This window comes from Streptomyces sp. NPDC005151 (assembly GCF_053599875.1).
Genome location: NZ_JBSFYR010000011.1, coordinates 111175 through 130172, shown reverse-complemented (window position 1 = coordinate 130172; position 18998 = coordinate 111175). Strand labels below are relative to the sequence as shown.

General features: G+C 69.5%; 15 protein-coding genes. 11 read left to right on the top strand and 4 right to left on the bottom strand.

Annotated elements, in window-relative coordinates; all coding sequences use genetic code 11:
* The first annotated feature begins 833 nt into the window (after nt 1–833).
* From ACWD6R_RS09430 to ACWD6R_RS09400, 7 genes are all read left to right on the top strand, one after another.
* A complete protein-coding gene (locus ACWD6R_RS09430; protein ID WP_451818161.1) occupies nt 834–1427 on the top strand; it encodes a hypothetical protein in 594 nt (197 codons plus the stop codon).
* A gap of 125 nt (nt 1428–1552) precedes the next feature.
* On the top strand, nt 1553–3988 hold the full coding sequence (locus ACWD6R_RS09425; protein WP_451818160.1) for a Tox-REase-5 domain-containing protein: 2436 nt from the start codon (nt 1553–1555) through the stop codon (nt 3986–3988).
* A gap of 25 nt (nt 3989–4013) precedes the next feature.
* Nucleotides 4014–4745, top strand: coding sequence for an Imm52 family immunity protein (locus ACWD6R_RS09420; protein WP_451818159.1), 732 nt, complete (start codon nt 4014–4016; stop codon nt 4743–4745).
* A 707-nt stretch (nt 4746–5452) separates the two neighbouring features.
* Nucleotides 5453–6397, top strand: a complete 945-nt coding sequence (locus ACWD6R_RS09415) for an ABC transporter ATP-binding protein (RefSeq protein WP_451818158.1) — start codon at nt 5453–5455, stop codon at nt 6395–6397.
* The gene (locus ACWD6R_RS09410; RefSeq protein WP_451818157.1) at nt 6394–7758 is read left to right on the top strand and encodes an ABC transporter permease; all 1365 of its coding nucleotides are present in this window, start codon (nt 6394–6396) and stop codon (nt 7756–7758) included. The genes ACWD6R_RS09415 and ACWD6R_RS09410 overlap by 4 nt, the downstream gene beginning before the upstream one ends.
* 4 nt (nt 7759–7762) lie before the next feature.
* Complete coding sequence (locus ACWD6R_RS09405) at nt 7763–10516, top strand: alkaline phosphatase family protein (protein ID WP_451818156.1); 2754 nt, start codon at nt 7763–7765, stop codon at nt 10514–10516.
* Nucleotides 10517–11153: 637 nt separating this feature from the next.
* Nucleotides 11154–11681, top strand: coding sequence for a hypothetical protein (locus tag ACWD6R_RS09400; protein ID WP_451818155.1), 528 nt, complete (start codon nt 11154–11156; stop codon nt 11679–11681).
* A 291-nt stretch (nt 11682–11972) separates the two neighbouring features.
* Here ACWD6R_RS09400 and ACWD6R_RS09395 read toward each other — a convergent pair whose 3' ends face one another.
* The 3 genes from ACWD6R_RS09395 to ACWD6R_RS09385 are packed head-to-tail and all read right to left on the bottom strand — an operon-like array spanning nt 11973 to nt 15095.
* Complete coding sequence (locus ACWD6R_RS09395) at nt 11973–12422, bottom strand: DUF3592 domain-containing protein (RefSeq protein WP_451818154.1); 450 nt, start codon at nt 12420–12422, stop codon at nt 11973–11975.
* Nucleotides 12423–12442: 20 nt separating this feature from the next.
* Nucleotides 12443–13027, bottom strand: coding sequence for a hypothetical protein (locus tag ACWD6R_RS09390; RefSeq protein WP_451818153.1), 585 nt, complete (start codon nt 13025–13027; stop codon nt 12443–12445).
* 34 nt (nt 13028–13061) lie between these two features.
* Nucleotides 13062–15095, bottom strand: coding sequence for a hypothetical protein (locus ACWD6R_RS09385; RefSeq protein ID WP_451818152.1), 2034 nt, complete (start codon nt 15093–15095; stop codon nt 13062–13064).
* 458 nt (nt 15096–15553) lie between these two features.
* Here ACWD6R_RS09385 and ACWD6R_RS09380 point away from each other — a divergent pair, with 458 nt between their 5' ends.
* Nucleotides 15554–15961, top strand: coding sequence for a hypothetical protein (locus ACWD6R_RS09380; protein ID WP_451818151.1), 408 nt, complete (start codon nt 15554–15556; stop codon nt 15959–15961).
* Between the two features lie 97 nt (nt 15962–16058).
* Here the strand turns inward: ACWD6R_RS09380 and ACWD6R_RS09375 are convergent, their stop codons facing one another.
* Nucleotides 16059–16430 (bottom strand): DUF192 domain-containing protein, encoded by a 372-nt coding sequence (locus tag ACWD6R_RS09375; RefSeq protein WP_451818150.1) that lies wholly within the window; start codon nt 16428–16430, stop codon nt 16059–16061.
* Nucleotides 16431–16534: 104 nt separating this feature from the next.
* Between ACWD6R_RS09375 and ACWD6R_RS09370 the strand changes: the two genes are divergently transcribed.
* The 3 genes from ACWD6R_RS09370 to ACWD6R_RS09360 all read left to right on the top strand — a co-directional run bounded on the left by ACWD6R_RS09370 (nt 16535) and on the right by ACWD6R_RS09360 (nt 18931).
* Entirely contained in the window at nt 16535–17347 is an 813-nt protein-coding gene (locus ACWD6R_RS09370) for a prepilin peptidase (RefSeq protein WP_451818149.1), read from the top strand.
* 249 nt (nt 17348–17596) lie between these two features.
* The gene (locus ACWD6R_RS09365) at nt 17597–18379 is read left to right on the top strand and encodes a class I SAM-dependent methyltransferase (protein ID WP_451818148.1); all 783 of its coding nucleotides are present in this window, start codon (nt 17597–17599) and stop codon (nt 18377–18379) included.
* A gap of 93 nt (nt 18380–18472) precedes the next feature.
* The gene (locus ACWD6R_RS09360) at nt 18473–18931 is read left to right on the top strand and encodes a hypothetical protein (protein ID WP_451818147.1); all 459 of its coding nucleotides are present in this window, start codon (nt 18473–18475) and stop codon (nt 18929–18931) included.
* The last annotated feature ends 67 nt before the right edge of the window (nt 18932–18998 follow it).

Here is an 18998-nt window from a genome sequence, read left to right as displayed (position 1 = left end):
GAAGGAGAAATGCGGGTCAATGGGCCCCTTTTACTATTCGAATTCGTACCGGCTGAACGGAATGGTTGAGGAATCGCCGTAAAGGCTGCGGAACGGGCCGTGATGGATCTACTAACCGACTTCATAGTGACGTCCGTCATATGGCCCACTCCACACGGCAAATGCCTCAAATCGGCACAAGAGTGGCGCAAGTCATGTGGCCTGCGGCACATTAAGGGCGCTCTATTCGCTCACCGTAATTCCGAATGAACACGCTGTACGGGCGGCGGTGCGGCGGGCTGTCGGTGCGAATCGGCAAGGAATCCTGACCTGTGGCCGGCGTGTGACCGATCCGCAGTCGTCGTCGTGCAGCAGGGCTTATTCGGCGGTATTCGGCGTCGCGTGGCCGTGTGAGGGGGAGGTCCGTGAGGCCGGCGAGTGGGGCCCCGGGACTCTGGCGGGGGCGTGCCCGGGCATACGTCTGTTCCCGGTCGGTGCTCCCAGCCTGCCGCGACGACTGCAGCCCGGCGATGCCTTCGGTGATCAGCACGGTACCGACAGCTGTGATCACCGCTGCCATCGCTGCGGGCGGTCGCCTCCGGCCGCAGGCTGCGTGAGGGGCTGACCGGAACGGAGAAAACGCCCAGGTCGATCCCCGTGCCGCCTTTGGGGCCGACTTGGGTCCGTGGGCCCAAGCCCCGTTCCGGCGCGCTCATTACGCTCGTGCACGACCAACCGTGAGGCACGTGACGACGCGGCCCCGAAGCGGCAATCCGGCATGCCCGCGCGCACGGAGAACTTCACGCTCCATTCGTACTGGCGAGGTGCCCCCACACCGATGAGGTGAAGCGTCGATGAGTGACGGATTCTTCTACTCGTACCACCTTGGCTGGAGCCGCCCCGATGCCGAGTCACTGCTCGGTGATCTCGATGCGGCCGGACTGCGGATCGCCCACCCCACCACCCGGCGCATCACCCTCGTCACCCCGGGATCCGAGCCGGTGATGACCCAGTCGTGGGTGACCAGGGAGCAGCTCGCGCTCCTGGCGGGCCTGCAGCGGCTCGACGAGATCGGGTTCCTGCTCTGGGTGAAGCGCGGCGCGGAGATCCATGTGCGCATCCGCCGCACACGGGACAGCATCGTCTCCCTCGAATTCGGGCTGTACCGGCTGTCCCGGGACGAGCAGGAACTGGCCGTACGCGCGATCAGGGAGGCGATCGGCAGGGCGTCCCTGCTCTGCATCGGTTTCGTGGTCGACCGGGAGGGTGCGTCGGCGGCGACCGACTGGCGGGCGGTCATCGTCAACGGCACGACCTTCTTCGACAGTTGGCCCGACACGCTTGCCGTGCGGCATGAGATCGCCGACATGCAGCCGCAGTTGTCCGGTGTGACGTCCTTCGAGCAGTCGCCGTGGATGCTGTTCGGGAGCGAGGTCCCCAGCAGGTAGGGGCGCAGGCAGGGAGCTCGGGGCCGGGTTTGGGCCCTGGGGCCCATGCCCTGGACGGGGCGATGTGGTCGGATAAATGAAGTGGCCCAAGTTTGGTCACACGCCGACCAGTTGGGGGACTCGTCGTGTCTGGCACAGGCGGAATAGCAGTTCCGGGCGGCGCCGACGGCGGCGTCTCCCTGGCCCGTTCCGGAAGGCAGTCGCTGCCGCGCCCGCTGCAGGCGGTGCTGATTCTCGTCCGGACGCTGTTCGTCTTCGCGGTCCTGGGCGGCATCGGCGTGCTCACAGTGGCGTCGTCGATCAACGAGGTCGACGGAAGGCTGATCGGACTGCTGCTGTACGCGGCACTGCCGAGCGTCTTTGCCTTCGTCCTCTCGCTGTACCTGCGTGCCGGCGGCGTCTGGATCTGGCGCGGGCTCCTCGCCGTCCACCTCTGGCTCACCCTCGGCGCGCTGGCGACGCTGGGCGCGGGCGGCGGGCGCGGGGTGACGCAGCTGATGATGCCGGTCGTGATCGTCGTCCTCCTGTTCCGTCCGTCCTCCCGCGACTGGTTCGAACTCCCCCTGGAGCAGCGGCAGCCGCACCGGCCGTTCAGCATCGCCCGGATGATCAAGTGGCGCCGGGACGGCGGCCAGACCGCCATGGAGTACCTGGGCATGGTCCTGGTGGTCGGGGCCCTCATCGGCGGGCTCGTGGCGACGGGGATCGGCGCCCAGCTGACGGGGGAGATGCGGAGCGCGATCTGCCAGCTGACCGGCAGCGCGTGCCCGGCACCGGGCGGCGGCGACGTGGAGGCCGGGGGCGGCACGACCGGTGGGGGCACGGACTCGGGTGGCGCGGTCGCGGGCGGGGGCACGGACTCGGGCGGGTCGGCCGCGTCCGGGGGTTCGGACTCCGGCGGGTCGGACTCGGGAGGCTCCGACGCGTCGGGCGGAACCAACGGCTCGGGCGGCTCCACCGAGGGCTCCGGCGCCTCGGGCGGAACCGACAGCACCGGCGGCAACGGCGGGACCACCGGCCCGGGCGGCACCGACACCACCACCCAGGACGGCGACGTCGACGAGGGCGGCGACGACATGGACCCCACCGAGGGTCCGGACGCCGACTACAGCAACTACGACGGCACCCAGGACAAGAAGGACGACGAGAGCTGCACCTCCGGCGTCGGAGCGTTCTTCTCGTGCGCCGCCCACCAGACCGGCGGCTTCTTCAAGGGCCTGGTCGGCGACGGCCTGTGGGGCGATGTCACCGGCACCTTCGACACGATCATTCACCCCATCAAGGCGTGGAACGGCTTGATGGACTACGGCAAGAGCCTCGGCGACAAGTGGGTCGAGGACTCCAAGGGCGCGGGCGACAAGTGGTCCAAGGGTGACTACCTCGGCGCCGTCTGGGACTGGACCAAGGCGTCCGGCGGTACGGGCGTGAAGGTCCTCGACGACATGTTCATCGGCGACGAAGTCCGTGACATGTGGAAGAACGGCAACGAGGGCCAGGCGATCGGCACCGGTCTCTGGAACATCGGGTCGCTCTTCATCCCCGGCTACGGCGAAGCCAAGCTGATCGGCAAGGTCGGAAAGCTGGGCAAGCTCGGCAAGCTCGGTGAGCTGGCCCAGAAGGCGTCGGAAGCCGCCTCCAAGGCCAGGAAACTCGCCAAGGCCGGCGATGTGGGCGGCGCGGAGAAGGCGGCCAAGGAGGCGCGCCGGCACGCCGACGACCTGGAGAAGAAGGTCGAGAGCAGGGGCTGCCCGATCGGCGCGGGCCCCCTCGGCCCTACGGGCATCCGGCCCGGTGTCACCACGGTCACCACGGCCTCCGCACGCACGACGGCAGGCACGACGGCAGTCACAACGGCCGGCACGACGGCAGGCACAACGGCAGTCACGACGACACGTACGACGACATCCGGCGCCACACGGACCGCGTACGCCGGATACGCCACCTTCCGAACCGGCTTCCGCGCCGAGGGCTGTGAGGCCACACCCGACGAGGTCGAGGCGGCCAAGCAGGCGAAGAAGGACGCGGACGACGCCGACAAGGCGGCCAAGGACGCCAAGCGCGAGGCCGAGCGGAAGCGGCTCGCGAAGATGGAGAAGCCGTCCTGGTACGGCCAGCTCAAGAACCCGCGGGCGGGCACCAAGGACCTCGGCGACGGCAAGTGGAAGTCGAAGGGCGCCGACACGTACGCCTACCCGCAGGAGATGGGTGCCCGCTACCAGGAGCAGGTCTCCGGCGTGAAGCGCGGCAAGGAGTACGAGGTCCCGCTCGACAAGATGGACGGCAAGCCCGTCGAGTTCGACGGCTGGGACTCCGCGAACCAGACGTACATCGAGACGAAGTGGGGCTACCGCGGACCCCGGTTCTACAACGAGGCGTCGGGCCGGCTCACCAGCCTGGCGACCAACCGCTGGGTGCAGCAGGCGACACGGCAGCTCGACGCCGCGCGCGGAAAGCCCGTGGTCTGGCACATGTCGGACCCCGACGTGGCCAGGGCCGCGCAGGACATGTTCGACGACAGGGGCCTCGACATTACTGTGGTGCACACCCCGGTGAAGCCCTGACCGGGCAGCGTGAGAGGAGACCCCGTTGCTGAATGTCACGGTCCACGGGCTGTGGGGCGTCCGGAAGGAGGACCCGCAGGAACTCGCCCAGCGCTGGGGGCACCTGCTCCGTACCCTCGGCGGCATCGATGCCGATGCCTGCGGGACCTGGCGGGCGGCGGAGGCGGAGGACGACCCGACGGCACCGCCGGTCGAGCTCGGCGCGCCCGCCCTGACGGAGTATCTCCTGCGCACCAACCCGGACTCGGACGCCCCGTACATCGGCTACACCGCGTCCCTGTGGTCGGGACGGCTGGAGACGGTGAAGGTGACCGTCTCCATCACCGCGGGAGGATCGGCGAACCGCGCGCCCGACTCGTGCGTGGTGGGCCTCGCCTCGGCCTCGGACGGTGCGCCGGAGCTGGTGCGGCGCTCCACGGACGTTCTGGAGGCGCTCGTCTCCTGCTGGGGCCCGGACTGGGGCGAGGCGTACAGCAGGGAGGAGTTCCGCGCGGTGAAGACGGAATTCGGGCTGCGGGCCGGCGCCCCGCGCGCAGGCCGGTCGGTGTATCTGTCGCCGCGCCGTGCGGACCGCGTACCGGAGGGGCTGCCGGGGACGTACACCCGTACGGCAGATGGCGGCCTGGTCGTCGATCTCACGCGCGGTGGTACGGAGCTGCCCGGCATCGAGACGATCACCGACGTGAACAGGCAGCTGCTGGCGGCCGGGGCGCTGGAGCCGCTGACGGTTCCGTTCGACCGGGCCACGTTCCAGTAGTGCTTCGGCAGGCGCGCGGTCACCGGCGCCGTCATCCGCTCGGTTTCCAGCAGTTGGCGTGTCACTGGCCCCGAAGACAAAACTCATCGGGCGTGCCATGGCTCTGCTCGTGATCGACCGGACACGGCCTAATCCGAAAATCGATGCGTCAGTGGCCAGGTGTCGTTGTGGCGGGGCTCAGGCGGCCGCCGGATGGGAGCCGGCGTTGCTGGCCGCCATCGATCGGGCAGCGGGCTGGCGCCGTGCCCCGCGCAAGGCTCCCAGCTCAGTGTGACGCGAGGTTAGGTCAGTTGGGTCGAATAGGCATGAAGGGGGGTGAACTAGACAACGCACAGCGCGCCGCGGGCGCGCGCTTCGTGCTGGTAGCGCACCGAATTGCGGGCCACGGTACTTCGTACGGACTCGGTGCGTCCGGGCGTTGCCCAAGTCTGGCTCGATGCTGAGTACTTCGTGCACACGGATTTCTTGTCATGGGCACGACAAGCGCGACATGGGGGGCGATGTACGCGATCGCACGTTTCTGATGGCCTGGTGGGCTCTGCGATCCGGCCATCGAAAAGGTGCCGGTCGAAATATCGACGGCTATCGGCGGGGGATCGGCGCGGCGGATGCCGGTCGTCTCTCGTTCCGTGAGCGTTCAACCAGTTGTCCCTGCCTGTGTTGTGTGCCGTCCCTAGGGTCCTTGAAGGTTTCGAAAGAAGGGGCTTATGGACACACTCCTCGCGATCCGGGCTCGTGGGATCACCAAGTGTTTCGGCGACGTCGTCGCACTCGACGGCATCGATCTGGATGTGGCGCAGGGGCAGATCCACGGCTTGGTCGGACCCAACGGCGCCGGCAAGACGACCTTGCTCGGCCTCCTGCTGGGCCTGGCTGTCGCCGACAGCGGCCGCCTCGAGATCCTGGGTACGCCGGTCGGGCGGGCGCTCGCCGCTCCCGACGGTGTCACCGGCTTCGTGGACGGACCCGGTCTCTACCCCTCGCTCACCGCCAGGCAGAACCTCGCCGCGCTGGCCGCTCTCCGCGGCCGCGACGCGCGGACAACGGGGATCGACGACGTGCTCGACCAGGTCGGGCTCACCGATGTCGCCGACGACCGGGCCCGCGGCTTTTCCCTCGGCATGCGTCAGCGGCTCGGGCTGGCCGCCGCCTTGCTCACCAGACCCCGACTGCTCGTGCTCGACGAACCTTCCAACGGTCTCGACCCGGCCGGCAAGAAACAGATACACGGTGTCCTCACCCGGCTCGCGGCGGACGGAACCAGCGTCGTGCTCTCGAGCCACCGCATGGACGACCTCGAGGCACTGTGCTCCGAGGTCACCATCCTCGCCACCGGACGGATCGTCTTCTCAGGCCCGCTGAGCAAGCTCGCCGCCGAGAACCGTGAACTCGACTACCGGCTGCTCACCTCCGACCCGCAGGCCGCCCGCGAGCTGGCTGTCGACATGGCCGGCATCGGCGTCGTCGACGACGCCGGCGCATGGCACGGCGCCGAGGTACTCGTCGTGCGCGCGCTGGTGCCTGCCCTCGACGAACTGGTGGTGCGGCTCGTACACGGGGGCATCGCGGTGCGCGAGCTCGCTCCCGTCGTGTCGCCGCTCGAGGCCGCGTTCCTTGCCCTCACCGAGCAGCAGCAGGAGGCCGGCCGATGACCGCGACCATTACTGACGACGACGTTGCGGTTGCTGGGGTCACCCCCGTTTCGGTGGCGCGCAGCTATCGCTTCGAGCTGGTCAAACTGGTCTCGCAATGGCGTATCCGACTGGTGGTTCTCGCCTGCTGGATCGCGCCGGCGCTCTTCGTCGCCGCGGTGAGCCAGCAGAGCTCGCTCCCCTCCGACACCCTCTTCGGTCGCTGGATGCACGCCACGGGGTGGGCCGGATCGCTGGTGGTGCTCGGCTTCGCGGGCACCTGGGCGCTCCCGCTGCTGACCTCACTGGTCGCCGGCGACGTGTTCGCGTCCGAGGACCGGCTCGGCACCTGGCGCCACTTGCTGGTGGCGGTCCGGTCGCCTCGGCGGATCTTCGTGGCGAAGACACTGGCCAGCCTCACCGTCATCCTGCTGCTCGTGGCGGGGATGGCGTGTTCCAGCGCGGTCGGCGGGGTCATGGCGGTCGGCAACCAGCCGCTGGTCGGACTCGACGGCCACTTGTTGACGCCGTCGGAGACCGCCGGTGGGGTCCTCCTCGCCTGGGTGTGCGTGCTCGCCCCTACGGTGGCCCTCGCCGCGATCGGACTGCTCGGGTCGGTCGCGCTGGGGCGGTCCCCGATGGGGCTGCTGCTGCCCGCGCTCGTCGCGCTCGTGATGCAGCTCGCCCAGATGCTGCCGCTGCCCGTGGCCGTACGCCTCGCCATGCCCGGCTACGCCTTCATCGCCTGGAACGGTCTGTTCACCAGCCCGGCACAGCTCGGCCCGCTCCTGATCGGCATCGCGGTCAGCCTGGTGTGGGCCGTGATCGCGACAGCGCTGGCGTACCTGCTTTTCCTGCGGCGCGACTTCACCAACCCGACCTACGACGGCTCGGGGCGCCGCGCGGTCACCGCCGGAGTCCTGCCGCTGGTCGGACTGGGCGTCCTCACGGTCGCGGTCGTCGCCGTGGCGACGCCGTCAATGGGTTCCGGAATCGAGCAGGACAAGGTCCAGCGGTCGGTCGCCACGGCGTTCGCCCACCTCTACCGCATCCAGACCAAGCAGCTCAACCGCCCCGACGTCACCGAGGCGCAGCTGCGGGCCACGGCGGCGTGCAACAAGGGCGCCGGCCAGGTCGCCGCCCATGGGCCGGGCAACGACTGGCGTTGCGTCGTCACCTGGCATCTCCCCGGCGTCGCGGCCGCAGGGACGGCCATCTACCAGCTTGACGTCGCCTCAGACGGGCGGTTCGTGGCCGATGGCGACGGACCGAAGGAAGTGAACGGCTACTTCCTGGTGCGCACCCCGACCGGGGACGCACCGAACCCGCTTTGGCAGTTCGACAGCAACGTCGAACTGCTCGACACCACCCCGAAGGGATAATTCCATGCAGGTAACACGGCAGCGTCGGAGTAACGAGAAGGATCAGATCAGCCTTTTCGGTCGACGCGTCGGCCGCCGGACCACTCTGGTAACGGCGGGCATCGCTGTCGCTCTCGCCGTCACGGGCACCGCTGTTGCCCAGACGCACCAGTTCGGAACCCAGCAGGTCGGCCAGGTCACCGCTGACGGCCAGGTCGTCTCCGCCGACCAGTACATCGCCCCGTACGGCAGCCGCACCGTCATCAACGACGGCAAGATCATGTCGTCCTCGGTCAGCCCGGACGGCACCCACCTCGCGGCCTCGGTCACCGACGGTGGGATAGCGCTGGTCGTCATGGACCTCAAGACCGGGCAGGTGAAGCAGCGCGTCGGCAACAACGCGTCGGCGGACCTGCGCATCAGCGGCAACGACGTGGGCCAGGAAGGCCCCACGTACTCGCCCGACGGTTCGCAGCTGTGGCTGGGCCAGACCGACGGCTACACCAAGTTCACCGTGAACCCGGACGGCACCCTCTCCAACCCGACGTTCATCCGGATCCCGGCCGACGGCTCCAAGCGCGCACTGGTGGGTGCGGCGGTGTTCTCGGCCGACGGCTCCACCGTGTACTCCGCGGTCAACGGCCAGAACCGGGTGGTCGCCATCGACGCGGCGACCGGGACCATCAAGCAGAGCTGGACCGTGGGCAACGCCCCCCGTGGCATCGCCATGGTCGGCAACAAGCTCTACGTCAGCAACGAGGGCGGGCGTCCGGCCAAGGCAGGCGACACCACGATCAACTCCTACGGCACCCAGGTGCCGGCCGACCCGGACACCGGTGCCACCACCACCGGCACGGTCAGCGTCATCAACCTGGCCGACCCGTCCGCCGCCGTCGGCGCCATCGACGTCGGCCTGCACCCGACCGCCGTGTACGCCAAGAACAGGGCGGTGTTCGTCACCAACACCGCCGACAACGACGTGTCGGTCATCAACACCGCCAACGACAAGGTCGTGCAGACCATTACCACCCAGCCGTGGCCCGAGGCGTCGGTCGGCTACGAGCCCAACGCGGTGACGCTCACCGACGACGGCCACCTGCTGGTGACGCTCGGCCGCGCCAACGCGGTCGCCGTCTACCGGTACAAGACCCCGCAGGAGCCGGCCAGCTACGTCGGCCTGCTCCCGACGGACTACTTCCCCGCGGAGATCACCACCGTGGGCAAGAACGTGGTCGTCTCCAACACCCGTGGTATCGACGCCCGCCGCCCCACCAACAAGGGCGGGCACGGCACCCACGACACGACGTCGAGCCTGACGCAGTTCACGCTGCCGGACGACAGCGTCATCAAGTCCGAGACCGGCAAGGTCTTCAAGCAGAACGGCTGGAACGGCAACTCGGTCGAGCTGGCCAAGGGCAAGGGCGACGCGAAGCCGGTGCCGGTCCCGGTGAAGCTCGGCGACCCCTCGACGATCAAGCACGTCTTCCTGCTCGTCAAGGAGAACCGGACCTACGACCAGGTCTTCGGTGACATGCCGCAGGGCAACGGAGACCAGTCGCTGGCGCAGTTCGGCGAGAACGTGACGCCGAACCAGCACGCGCTGGCTCGGCAGTTCGGGCTGTACGACAACACGTACGACATCGGCACGAACTCCGCCGAGGGTCACAACTGGCTGATGCAGGCCGACAACCCGGAGTACACCGAGTCCTCGGCCGGTGAGTACAAGCGCAGCTACGACACCCAGGACGACGCTCTCGGCCACCAGAAGTCCGGCTTCATCTGGACCGGTGCGCAGGCGGCCGGGAAGACCGTGCGGGACTTCGGCCAGTTCCAGTCGTTCGAGAGCAAGCCGGCCGGCGCGAGCTGGCAGAACCTGTACTGCGACGCCAAGAACATGGACGCGACCGGGCAGAAGACCGCCTACCCCATACAAACGGGCTCGGCGATCCCGTCGCTCAACAAGGTGTCGGTGCCCGGCTTCCCTAAGTTCGACATGGACGTCCCGGACGTCTACAAGCACGAGATCTGGAAGCAGGACTTCGAGAAGAACGGTCCGGCGAACCTGAACATGTTCTGGTTCTCCAACGACCACACCGGTGGTCCGTCGAACGCGGCCGCTGCGGTCGCGGACAACGACCTCGCGGTCGGCAAGATGGTTGACGAGATCTCGCACAGCAAGTACTGGAAGGACTCGGCGATCTTCGTCGTCGAGGACGACTCCCAGGCCGGCCTCGACCACGTCGACGGCCACCGTGCCCCGATCCAGATCATCAGCCCCTGGGCGCAGCACGGCAAGGTCGACAGCCGCTACTACTCGCAGATCACGATGATCCGGACCATCGAGCAGATCCTCGGGATCCACCCGATGAACCAGAAGGACAGCGCGGCCAGCCCGATGCGTGGGGCGTTCACCCAGCACGCGGACTTCACGCCGTTCACCGCTCTGCCCAACCGGACCTCGCTGACCGATGGTCTGAAGACCCCGCCTGCCTGCGGCCTGGACACCCCGGCGCCGCAGAACCCGAGCGCGGCACCCGCGCCGTCGGCGAAGGTGCCGGCAGCCAAGCAGGCACTCGCGGCGAAGTGGGACAACTGGAAGTCGCACCAGCGGCTGACCGGGCCCAACGCGGTGCCCGACTTCGCGAACCCCGCGCAGATGAACCACTTCACGTGGTACGAGACGCACAACTGGACCAAGCCGTACCCCGGCGAGAGCAAGATCTACGTGCCGAACGACGTACCGGGCGCCTACATCCCGTCGTCGGAGTCCGACGGCTGACGCAGGCTGATCGCGTCAAGGGCCCCTGGCAGGCGTCACCGCTGGCCAGGGGCCTCTTCTGTCCCCTGTGTGGCAAATACAGGATGTGGACCATCGATGTCTGCCCGAGCGGAGGACTGCCCACCCGAGTGCAAACGCCCCGCCGCAGAACGCGAGCTACCCGGCCCACTGGTCTTGATGCGATGAGGGGGGACTGCGCCCCGGTGGGCGTCCGGGGTAAGAGCCAGGTGCGCGCTCGTCACGGCGAAGGAGGCACCCCGGCAGGCCGCAAGTGGCTGCCGAACCTGTACGCCATCCTGGAGGAACTTCTCATCGCAGCGGATCTTGCCCGGTGCGGCGTCGGCTGTGCCCTGGAAGGCGGGCAGGCCGGTGACGATGAGTCCGGCTGCGGCAGCGGTGGCGAAGCAGGCGGCCAGCCGGAATCGTATGGAGGTACTCAAGTGTCCGTCCCTGTGAGGGGCTCATGGGACACGGAGTTGGACGGTGCGGGCCCCCGTGCTTGCCACCGTCCAGCCCCGCACCCTAGAACCTCATGCGTCGGCTGAGACAACGGGTTGTTGAGGCGTGGCGTGTCAACTGGTTTGATACGGCGCCCAGTTCGTCCCCATGGTCCGGGAGCCTGTCTACAGTGGGCGGCATGGCTGATCGCACGGACCACGGCATCGACCCGCAGACCCACCCCGACCTGTCGGCGTGGCTGGCCGAACGCGTCCGGAGCTTCGAGCACTGGGTCGAGGCCACCGGCACCCCCGGGACATGGGACTTCTCCCCCCGATCCCTGGACGTGCTGGAGGACCTCATCCGCAGCCGGTACGACAGCGACGCGGAGACTCTCACAGCGCGACGCGACGCATTCCTTCAAGGGGCGTGCTGGTACATCGGGGAAGTGGTGTGCCGCACCCAGGGGGCGGTGTGGAAGTTCGAGCCGTTCGCCGTGAAGGGCGCCGAACTGCCCTCCCTGTTCGGGGAGGCGGATCCGGCAGGGGTCATCGACGACCCCTGCGTGGGGATGCCGGGTGAGGACACGGAGGAGGCCATCTATCCGATGGGCGCCGTGCACGGACTGTTCTGCACCGAGGACGAGCTGGGCAACCCCATCGCCCAGCACCTCTCCGACGTGCTGGGCGACTTCGACGAGGACGACGAAGACGACGACGTGGAGTAGCCGGGGCCGCCGCGATCGTGGCCGGTGGGGTGGATGCGCGCGTCGGCGGAGGTGAAACGGGCGGTCGACCGGCGCGGCGTGGTGTGGATCCGCGGCGAGACCGGGACCCGGTTCACGACGGACGGCAAGCGGTGGCTTCCTGCTACCGGACCGGACCGGACCGGATCGGATCGGATCGGATCGGATCGGATCGGACCGGAGTGGGGCCCGCTGACCGAAACGCAGCCACGACGCGAGCGGCGGGACACGCTCATCCACGTGAGGCCGGACGGTCGGTCCGGACGGCGGCTGTCAGGCCCAGCCCCGCATCGCCGCGAACCCGACCAGCAGCCCCACCGCGAACACCCCCAGGACCACCGCGAACACCGCGGGCATCAGCACCGGACCCCAGGCCCGCGGCCCGGCGACCGTGGCGCGCTTCTCCGGGTCCGCCGGATCGTACGAGACCCGGACCGGCGCCCCGACCTCGAAGCCGAAGGGGCCCGGCGCATGGTCGACGAACTCGACCTCGCGGCCGTCGAGCGTGCGGAACGCGAACACGTACTCCGTCGCATAGCTCCGCTCCCGGTCCGCCCCCCGGTCCACGACCCGGCGCTCCGCGCACCGCCCCTCGGCCCGCTCCCCGTGCCGCACGAGGCTCAGCACGCGGCTCAGCCGCAGCGCCGACCGTACGGCGAACGCACCGAGGAACAGGCCGAACAGCAGCAGGAAAGTGGCGTTCCCGCCGGGCAGTACATCCATGAACGCCAGTCCTCCACCCGCTACTTCACGGTGATCGAGTCCACGAACGCGTCGAGGTCCTGAGCGCTCAGCGAGCCCTTCACCGCATTGATCCGGATGGCGAACGGTACGTCCTTCGAATCGACCCCCGCCACCACGACCCCCGTCATCCGGGTGCCGCTCGCCGGCGTCTGCTCCTTGCCGGACGAGGTGAACTCGTAGTCGATCCGACGCGCCTCGCGGGCGCTCTCCTCGCCCGCGAGCCGCACGTCGGTGGTGCCCTTGCGGGTGGCACCGAGGCCGATGCCCGCGCCCGCCGCGGAGGCGGCCTCGCTCGCGTCGTCGATGCCGGTCGCGAAGTCGAGCTGGACCGAGACCATGCCGGTGCGCAGCCCGCCCTCCTCCTTGAGCGCGACGGCCGCGTTGTTCTTGTTGCGGTCGGCGGCGGACTGCTCCTTGTAGCCCTTGTCCTCGGGGTAGCCGACGGACACGCTCCTGGTGTCGAGCGTGCCCCAGCCGTCCGGGACGGCGGCGGCGTCCGAGGAGCCGCAGCCGGTGAGCAGGGTGAGACCGAGGGCGGCGACAACAACCGCGCCGGACGTCCGGGACTTCCTCACTGCCGTCATCGCCTTTCGTTGTGCGGGGTGCTGCGTACGGGGCTCACTTCGCGCAGTAGCTGTACGGGAGGAACGTGCGCTTGTCGCCCTGCGGAGCTCCGAGGAACTGCGCGTCCGTCAGTGTCTCCTTCTTGTGCTCGTCCGAGAGGGAGAGTCCGAGGCTCATGCCGAGCGAGACCTCGAAGCCGAACTCCTGGGCGTCCGTCTCGCCGTGGTACTGCATCGTGCTCGACAGACCGTCCTGGAACATCATCCGGTCGAACGGGTCGGTTCCGTCGGGCTTCTGCTGCAGGGACTTGTCGCCGAACATGTACTCGAACGGAGCGGTGTTGTTGCCGCTGCCGTCCAGCCACTGCTCGGCGATGGCCCGCTTGTCCTCGGTCGCCTTGTCGGTGTCCTTGCCGAAGACGATCGAGTTCGTCTGGACTTCGATGCCCGTGTCGCCGGACGAGTCGGTGGCGCCCGCCTTGCCGCCGCGCTTGTCGCCGTCCTTCTTGCCGTTGTCGCCCTTGGCCTCGCCCTTGCCGGACGTGGAGCCCGTATCGACCGTCTTCGTCATGTCGATACGGACGATCTTGCCGGTCTTCTGGTCACGGGTGACGGTGATGGCCCCGGTACGGGTGCCCTTCGCGCCGGCCGTACCGGTGAGCGGGCCGGCCGAACCGCTGACCTTGCCCTCCAGTTCGAGCTTGGCGGTGTAGGTGTACGACTCGTTGCCGTTGACGTCGTCCTTCGAGATGGTCACTTCCGGGGAGAACTTGGCCTTGCCGCCGAGCTTCGCGCCGAGCTGGGACTCGTCGCCCGCGCTGATGCCCAGACCACCGTCCGCGTACACATTGAGGCCGATCGTCGAGTAGGAGATCTTCTTGTTGCCGATCTGCTTCTCGACGTCCTCCTTCTTGTCCGCCCACTTCATCCCCGAGTACCAGTTACCGCCGTAGGCGCCGCTGTACTTCGTGGAGGTCTCCCACATCTTCATTTCCTCGATGTCGTCCCGCATCTTCTTGGCGTCCTCCTCGCTCTTGAAGACCCAGGTGTCACCGTTGGTGATCTTGACGCCGCCGCCGACGTCGACATCCGCCTTGCCCAGCTTGCCGAGCTTGAAGCCGGGGGTACTGGCGGTGGCGCCGACGGACGCGGCGTCCGTGAACGTCATGTAGACCAGCTTGTCGTTCTCGTCGACCTTGCCGTCCCCGTTCACATCCGTTTTGGCCTGGCTGACCTTCTGCTGGAAGCCGTACTCGTTGCCCCACTCGAACCAGCCGATCTTGACCTTGCCGCCCACCGTGTCGGAGACGCTGGAGATCTGGCAGAGCCTGGGCTCGTAGTCGGCATCCGTCTTCGGCTTCGCGACCGGGTTGTTGCCACCGGCGGTGCACCCGCCACCGCCGCCACCGAGCGAACTGATCGCACACCGGATCCGCTCGCCGATCTGACCGCCGACACCGGCCATCGCCATCGCGCCGATCATCGTGACGACGAGGACGATCACCCCGAGGTACTCCATGGCGGTGGCACCGCTGTCCCGCCATGAGTACGAGTTCCGGGTGACGGACTCCGTGCTGTCGTCCTCCTCCAGCAGCCGGTCGACGGCCAGCCCGGCGGCCGAACCGGTGACCAGCACCACGAGCGGCATCAACACGCCCTCGATGCCGACGAGATGCCACGAAACGAAGAGGCCGTACGCGAGTCCGGCGACCGGCACACCCAGGCCGGCGGCCAGATACACCGGGCGGGACTCCCGCTGCTCCTCGGGCAGGACGCGGGCGGCGGCCAGGACGGTGAGCAGAGAGGTGATGACGCTGGGCACATGCAGCAGGCTCAGCCGCCAGGTGAACTCCTCGAGCCGCTCACCGGTGGCGAGGGTCTCCACCAGCCCGCGGCTCACCAGGAAGCCGGCGACGATGTAGACGAGGGCGCCGACGGCCCAACTGCGCGTCAGCGGAAAGAACGCACCGCCGCTGCTCCGGGCTCCGCCGTTCCAGCCGGGGCCGTCACCACCGCCCGGCCGGCCGGGGCCCTGCCCCGGCGGTATGCGGCCTGCGCTTCCGTGTCCCCAGCCCCCGCCACTGCTCACGGCTCTCCCTGTCCGACGCTCACTCGCCCTGCTCGTGCCCCGCTGACCGAACCTCGGGTGTGGCGTGAGCGTACGGGCGAACTGGCCGCGTGACCTGGGCCCTTGGCCCCAAAGCCGGGCCCAAGCGCGCGGCGGTGGCGGCGAATTCGGCGCCCTGTGAGGTGGGTATGGATCCGGCGATCGATTCCGGTGGACCGGGCGCGGACGCGGCCGGCCGTGAAGATCGTCTTCGCCGGCGATCTCATGGGTTCGGGCGTCGGCCGGCCACGGGACCTGCGAAACGACCGTCCCGATGCTTCCGCAACGGCTCCGGCTGGGCCCCGGCATGAGCCCTGGGGCCCAAGACGGCCCCGCCGATGGGTCGTTAGCGTTGCATCCCTGAGGTTCTGAATGTTCCGCCGGCACCCACGTACGCACAACGACCGCGGGGCCGGGCGGGCTCCCGGAAGGGTGGAAGGGTGACGACTGGCGTGCAGACGGCGGAACAGCTGACGCTGACCGATGAGGAGTCCCGGCTCCTGCAACAGGGCCTGGTCGAGTGGAGCGGCCCCGCGCGGTGCACGGAGGAGTTCGCCGTGGCCATGGGCTTCGACGACGCGGACGACCTGAACCGGCGAGGCGCCCGGATCCGTACGGCACTTGCGGCCAAGGAGCCCCTGGAACCGATGGACTGGGCGCGGGCCCTGCTCGCGACGGAGCTGGCGTTCGCCAGCGAGGTGGTCGGCTCGGGATACGAATGGTCCACGACCACCGGCTGGTCCGACGACACGACGGTGAAGGTCCTGCGCTCCACCCAGCTGAAACTGATCCGCACGGTGACCCCGCTCGTCGGCCGCGGCCTGGGCACACGCCGCCCGGCCTCCTGAGCCGTACGCCATCACCCGCCGCGACCGCCCGGACCGGGCCCGGCGCGGCGGGCGGCGAAGCGGACCCTCCCGGGCCCCCTTGACCCCGGTCCCCGCGTCAGGAGGTCTGGACGACCCGCACCCGGGCCCCCGGCCGCAGCCCCCACTTCTCCATCGTCCCGGCCTCCGACTCGATCACGTGCCGCGACCGCAGCCGCACCATCCCGAGCCGCCCCGGCTTCATCGTGTGGACCGCCACGACGTTGAACTTCCGGTCCAGGTACGCCACATCGATCGCGAACCGCATCCGGAACGTGTGCACACTCCCGCACGGGGTGATCATCAGCGCCCCGTCGATCCCGTCCTGGCCGAGCAGCCCCTTGGACCGTGCCCGGTACGAGGCGGCGATCCGCAGCGGCACCTCCCGCTCCGGTCCGCCCTCCCGGTCCGTGACCGTCAACGTCCCGTTTCCATTGCGCCATTGACCCATGGCCACGACCGTAGCGCCCGGTGACCGCCGCTGGGCCCGGAACCGTACGCAGTGGGCCCCTGGGCCCATGACCCGTGCGCGTCCACCGGCCTAGGGTCGGTTCCGTGTTCGCCATGTTGCTGGGGGTCGCCGCGCTCTGGGGCGCCGCGACCGGACTGCTGGTCCCTCGCGCCGCCTACCGGTTCTCGGTCGAACCGGACGACGCATGGCGGGACACCTGCCCCGCCGGCCACCCCTTCGGCGGGGTGGCCCGCGGCTGGCTCGGTTCTCCCCGGTGCACTGCGTGTGCCGGGGTACGGACGGCTCCGCGGGCGGCGGCGGTTGCCGCTTCCGTGCCGGATGCGGGCAGGGGTGAGGCCGGGAGAACGGCTGAGCGTTACGCCCCCTCCCTCCTCGCCCCCGTCGTGACCGCCCTCGGCTGTACCGCCCTGGCCGCGGCCACCGGACTCCGCCCCGAGCTCGTCGTCTGGCTGCTGCTCGCCCCTGTCGCCGTGCTTCTCGCCACCATCGACCGCCGCGTCCACCGGCTGCCCGACCAGCTGACGCTGCCGCTCGCCGGCGCGGCCGCGCTGCTCCTGGGCGGTGCGGCGCTGCTTCCGGAGCATGCCGGATCGTGGACCTCCGCACTGCTCGGCGGCCTCGCGCTCGGCGGCTTCTACCTCCTGCTCTTCCTGATCAACCCGAACGGGATGGGCTTCGGCGACGTCAAGCTCGCCCTGTCGCTGGGCGTGGCCCTCGGCTGGTACGGGTGGGCGATCGTCTGCGCGGGAGGGTTCGCAGGGTTCGTGTTCGGTTCGGTGTACGGGTTCGGGCTGATGATCCTGCGACGGGCCGGACGCAAGACGGGCATCCCGTTCGGGCCGTTCATGATCGGGGGCGCCCTGCTCGGGCTCCTGTTGGGCGGCCTCGCCGCCTGACAGCCTCCCCCACGGCAGGGAGTCGGCTCCCGACGCCCTGCGACTCCGTTTGCGGCGTTGTCGTCGGTCACCGGCGCTCCGCGTCGACTCCGTCCTCCGCCTTGCCGTCGAAGCCGCATGACGCCGCTCGCTGATCCACTCCCTGTCGTGGGGGGAGGCCGTAACCCGTCGTACCGCTCACGGACCGCCGGGTACGGGGCACCCGGAATCCGGTCGCGTCCGCGGGTGCACCGGTGACACCATCCCCGTATGCCTGGAACACCCGAAGAGGAACGCGCACGCTTCGACGCGCTCGTGGCCGAGGCCGATGCCGTCTCCGTCGACGGCTGGGACTTCTCCTGGCTCGAGGGCCGAGCCACCGAACAACGCCCCTCCTGGGGCTACGCGCGGGCCATGGGGGAGCGGCTGGGCCGGGCCCACGCCGCCCTCGACATCCAGACCGGCGGCGGCGAGGTCCTCGCCTCCGCCCCGAAGCTGCCTCCGCTCACCGTCGCCACCGAGTCCTGGCCGCCGAACATCGCCCGCGCCACCGCCCGCCTGCACCCGCTCGGCGTCGTCGTGGTCGCCGATGCGGACGAGCCGCCGCTGCCGTTCGGGGACGCCGCCTTCGACCTGGTGACCAGCCGTCACCCGGTGACCACCTGGTGGACGGAGATCGCACGCGTCCTGCGACCCGGCGGCACGTACTTCTCGCAGCAGGTCGGTCCGGCGAGCGTCTTCGAACTCGTCGAGTACTTCCTCGGCCCGCAGCCGCCCGGGGTGCGCGGCGGCCGCGACCCGCAACAGGCCGGCGCCGCGGCCGAGGCGACCGGGCTGGAGGTCGTCGATCTGCGGCTGGAGACACTGCGTACCGAGTTCTTCGACATCGGCGCCGTCGTCTACTTCCTGCGGAAGGTGATCTGGATGGTGCCCGGCTTCACGGTCGAGCAGTACCGGCCGCAGCTGGCCGCCCTGCACCACCTCATCGAGACCGAGGGGCCGTTCGTCGCGCACACCACCCGCTTCCTGATCGAGGCCCGCAAGCCGCGGTAGGCGGTCAGCGCCGCCCACGCCCTCCCCCTCCACCGACGTACGCCCACATGATGCGACCCTGGGCGGTGAGCGCACGGGGAAGGAGCAGGCCATATGAGGGTGGAGCACGACGAGGAAGCCTTCCGCAGCCCGCGACGAGGGGACTCCGAATGGCTCAGAGGGGCACGGATCACCGGCGTCCTCGGCCTCTTCTACCGGCCGGAGGGACGGATGGGGGAACCGGAGGCCGTCGAGTTCCTGCTCTCCGACGGCCAGTCGGTGCTTCTGACCTGCGCCTCCGACTGGACCCTGCATGTCGGTCCCGGCACCTGGCCGCAGCTGCCCGACTGGTGCGTACCCGCAGGACAGTGGGGGTTCTCCGCCATGCCACACCTGCCGGAACCGCCCGCGGGCGGGTGGACGGTCACCCGCACCGAGGAGCGCCGGGACGAGCGCGGCGAGGTGCACGAGGCCGTCATCCGGTGCGAGGGCGGGCGGTTCGTCGTCATCGGCGGCGACACGGTGGTGATCCGCTTCACCCGGGGCCACCGCGGCGCGGAAGCGGCCACGTAGCGCGTGGGGCCGTTCGTGCGGATCATGCCGGGCTCGCGGGGTCCGGCACGCATATCTGCGGCGTGGT

What these genes read in the sequence shown, in the direction of transcription:
- ACWD6R_RS09430 (WP_451818161.1), top strand. Translation starts at nt 834, where the DNA reads ATGAGTGACGGATTCTTCTACTCGTACCACCTTGGCTGGAGCCGCCCC.
- ACWD6R_RS09415 (WP_451818158.1), top strand. Translation starts at nt 5,453, where the DNA reads ATGGACACACTCCTCGCGATCCGGGCTCGTGGGATCACCAAGTGTTTC.
- ACWD6R_RS09410 (WP_451818157.1), top strand. Translation starts at nt 6,394, where the DNA reads ATGACCGCGACCATTACTGACGACGACGTTGCGGTTGCTGGGGTCACC.
- ACWD6R_RS09405 (WP_451818156.1), top strand. Translation starts at nt 7,763, where the DNA reads ATGCAGGTAACACGGCAGCGTCGGAGTAACGAGAAGGATCAGATCAGC.
- ACWD6R_RS09400 (WP_451818155.1), top strand. Translation starts at nt 11,154, where the DNA reads ATGGCTGATCGCACGGACCACGGCATCGACCCGCAGACCCACCCCGAC.
- ACWD6R_RS09395 (WP_451818154.1), bottom strand. Translation starts at nt 12,422, where the DNA reads ATGGATGTACTGCCCGGCGGGAACGCCACTTTCCTGCTGCTGTTCGGC.
- ACWD6R_RS09390 (WP_451818153.1), bottom strand. Translation starts at nt 13,027, where the DNA reads ATGACGGCAGTGAGGAAGTCCCGGACGTCCGGCGCGGTTGTTGTCGCC.
- ACWD6R_RS09375 (WP_451818150.1), bottom strand. Translation starts at nt 16,430, where the DNA reads ATGGGTCAATGGCGCAATGGAAACGGGACGTTGACGGTCACGGACCGG.
- ACWD6R_RS09365 (WP_451818148.1), top strand. Translation starts at nt 17,597, where the DNA reads ATGCCTGGAACACCCGAAGAGGAACGCGCACGCTTCGACGCGCTCGTG.
- ACWD6R_RS09360 (WP_451818147.1), top strand. Translation starts at nt 18,473, where the DNA reads ATGAGGGTGGAGCACGACGAGGAAGCCTTCCGCAGCCCGCGACGAGGG.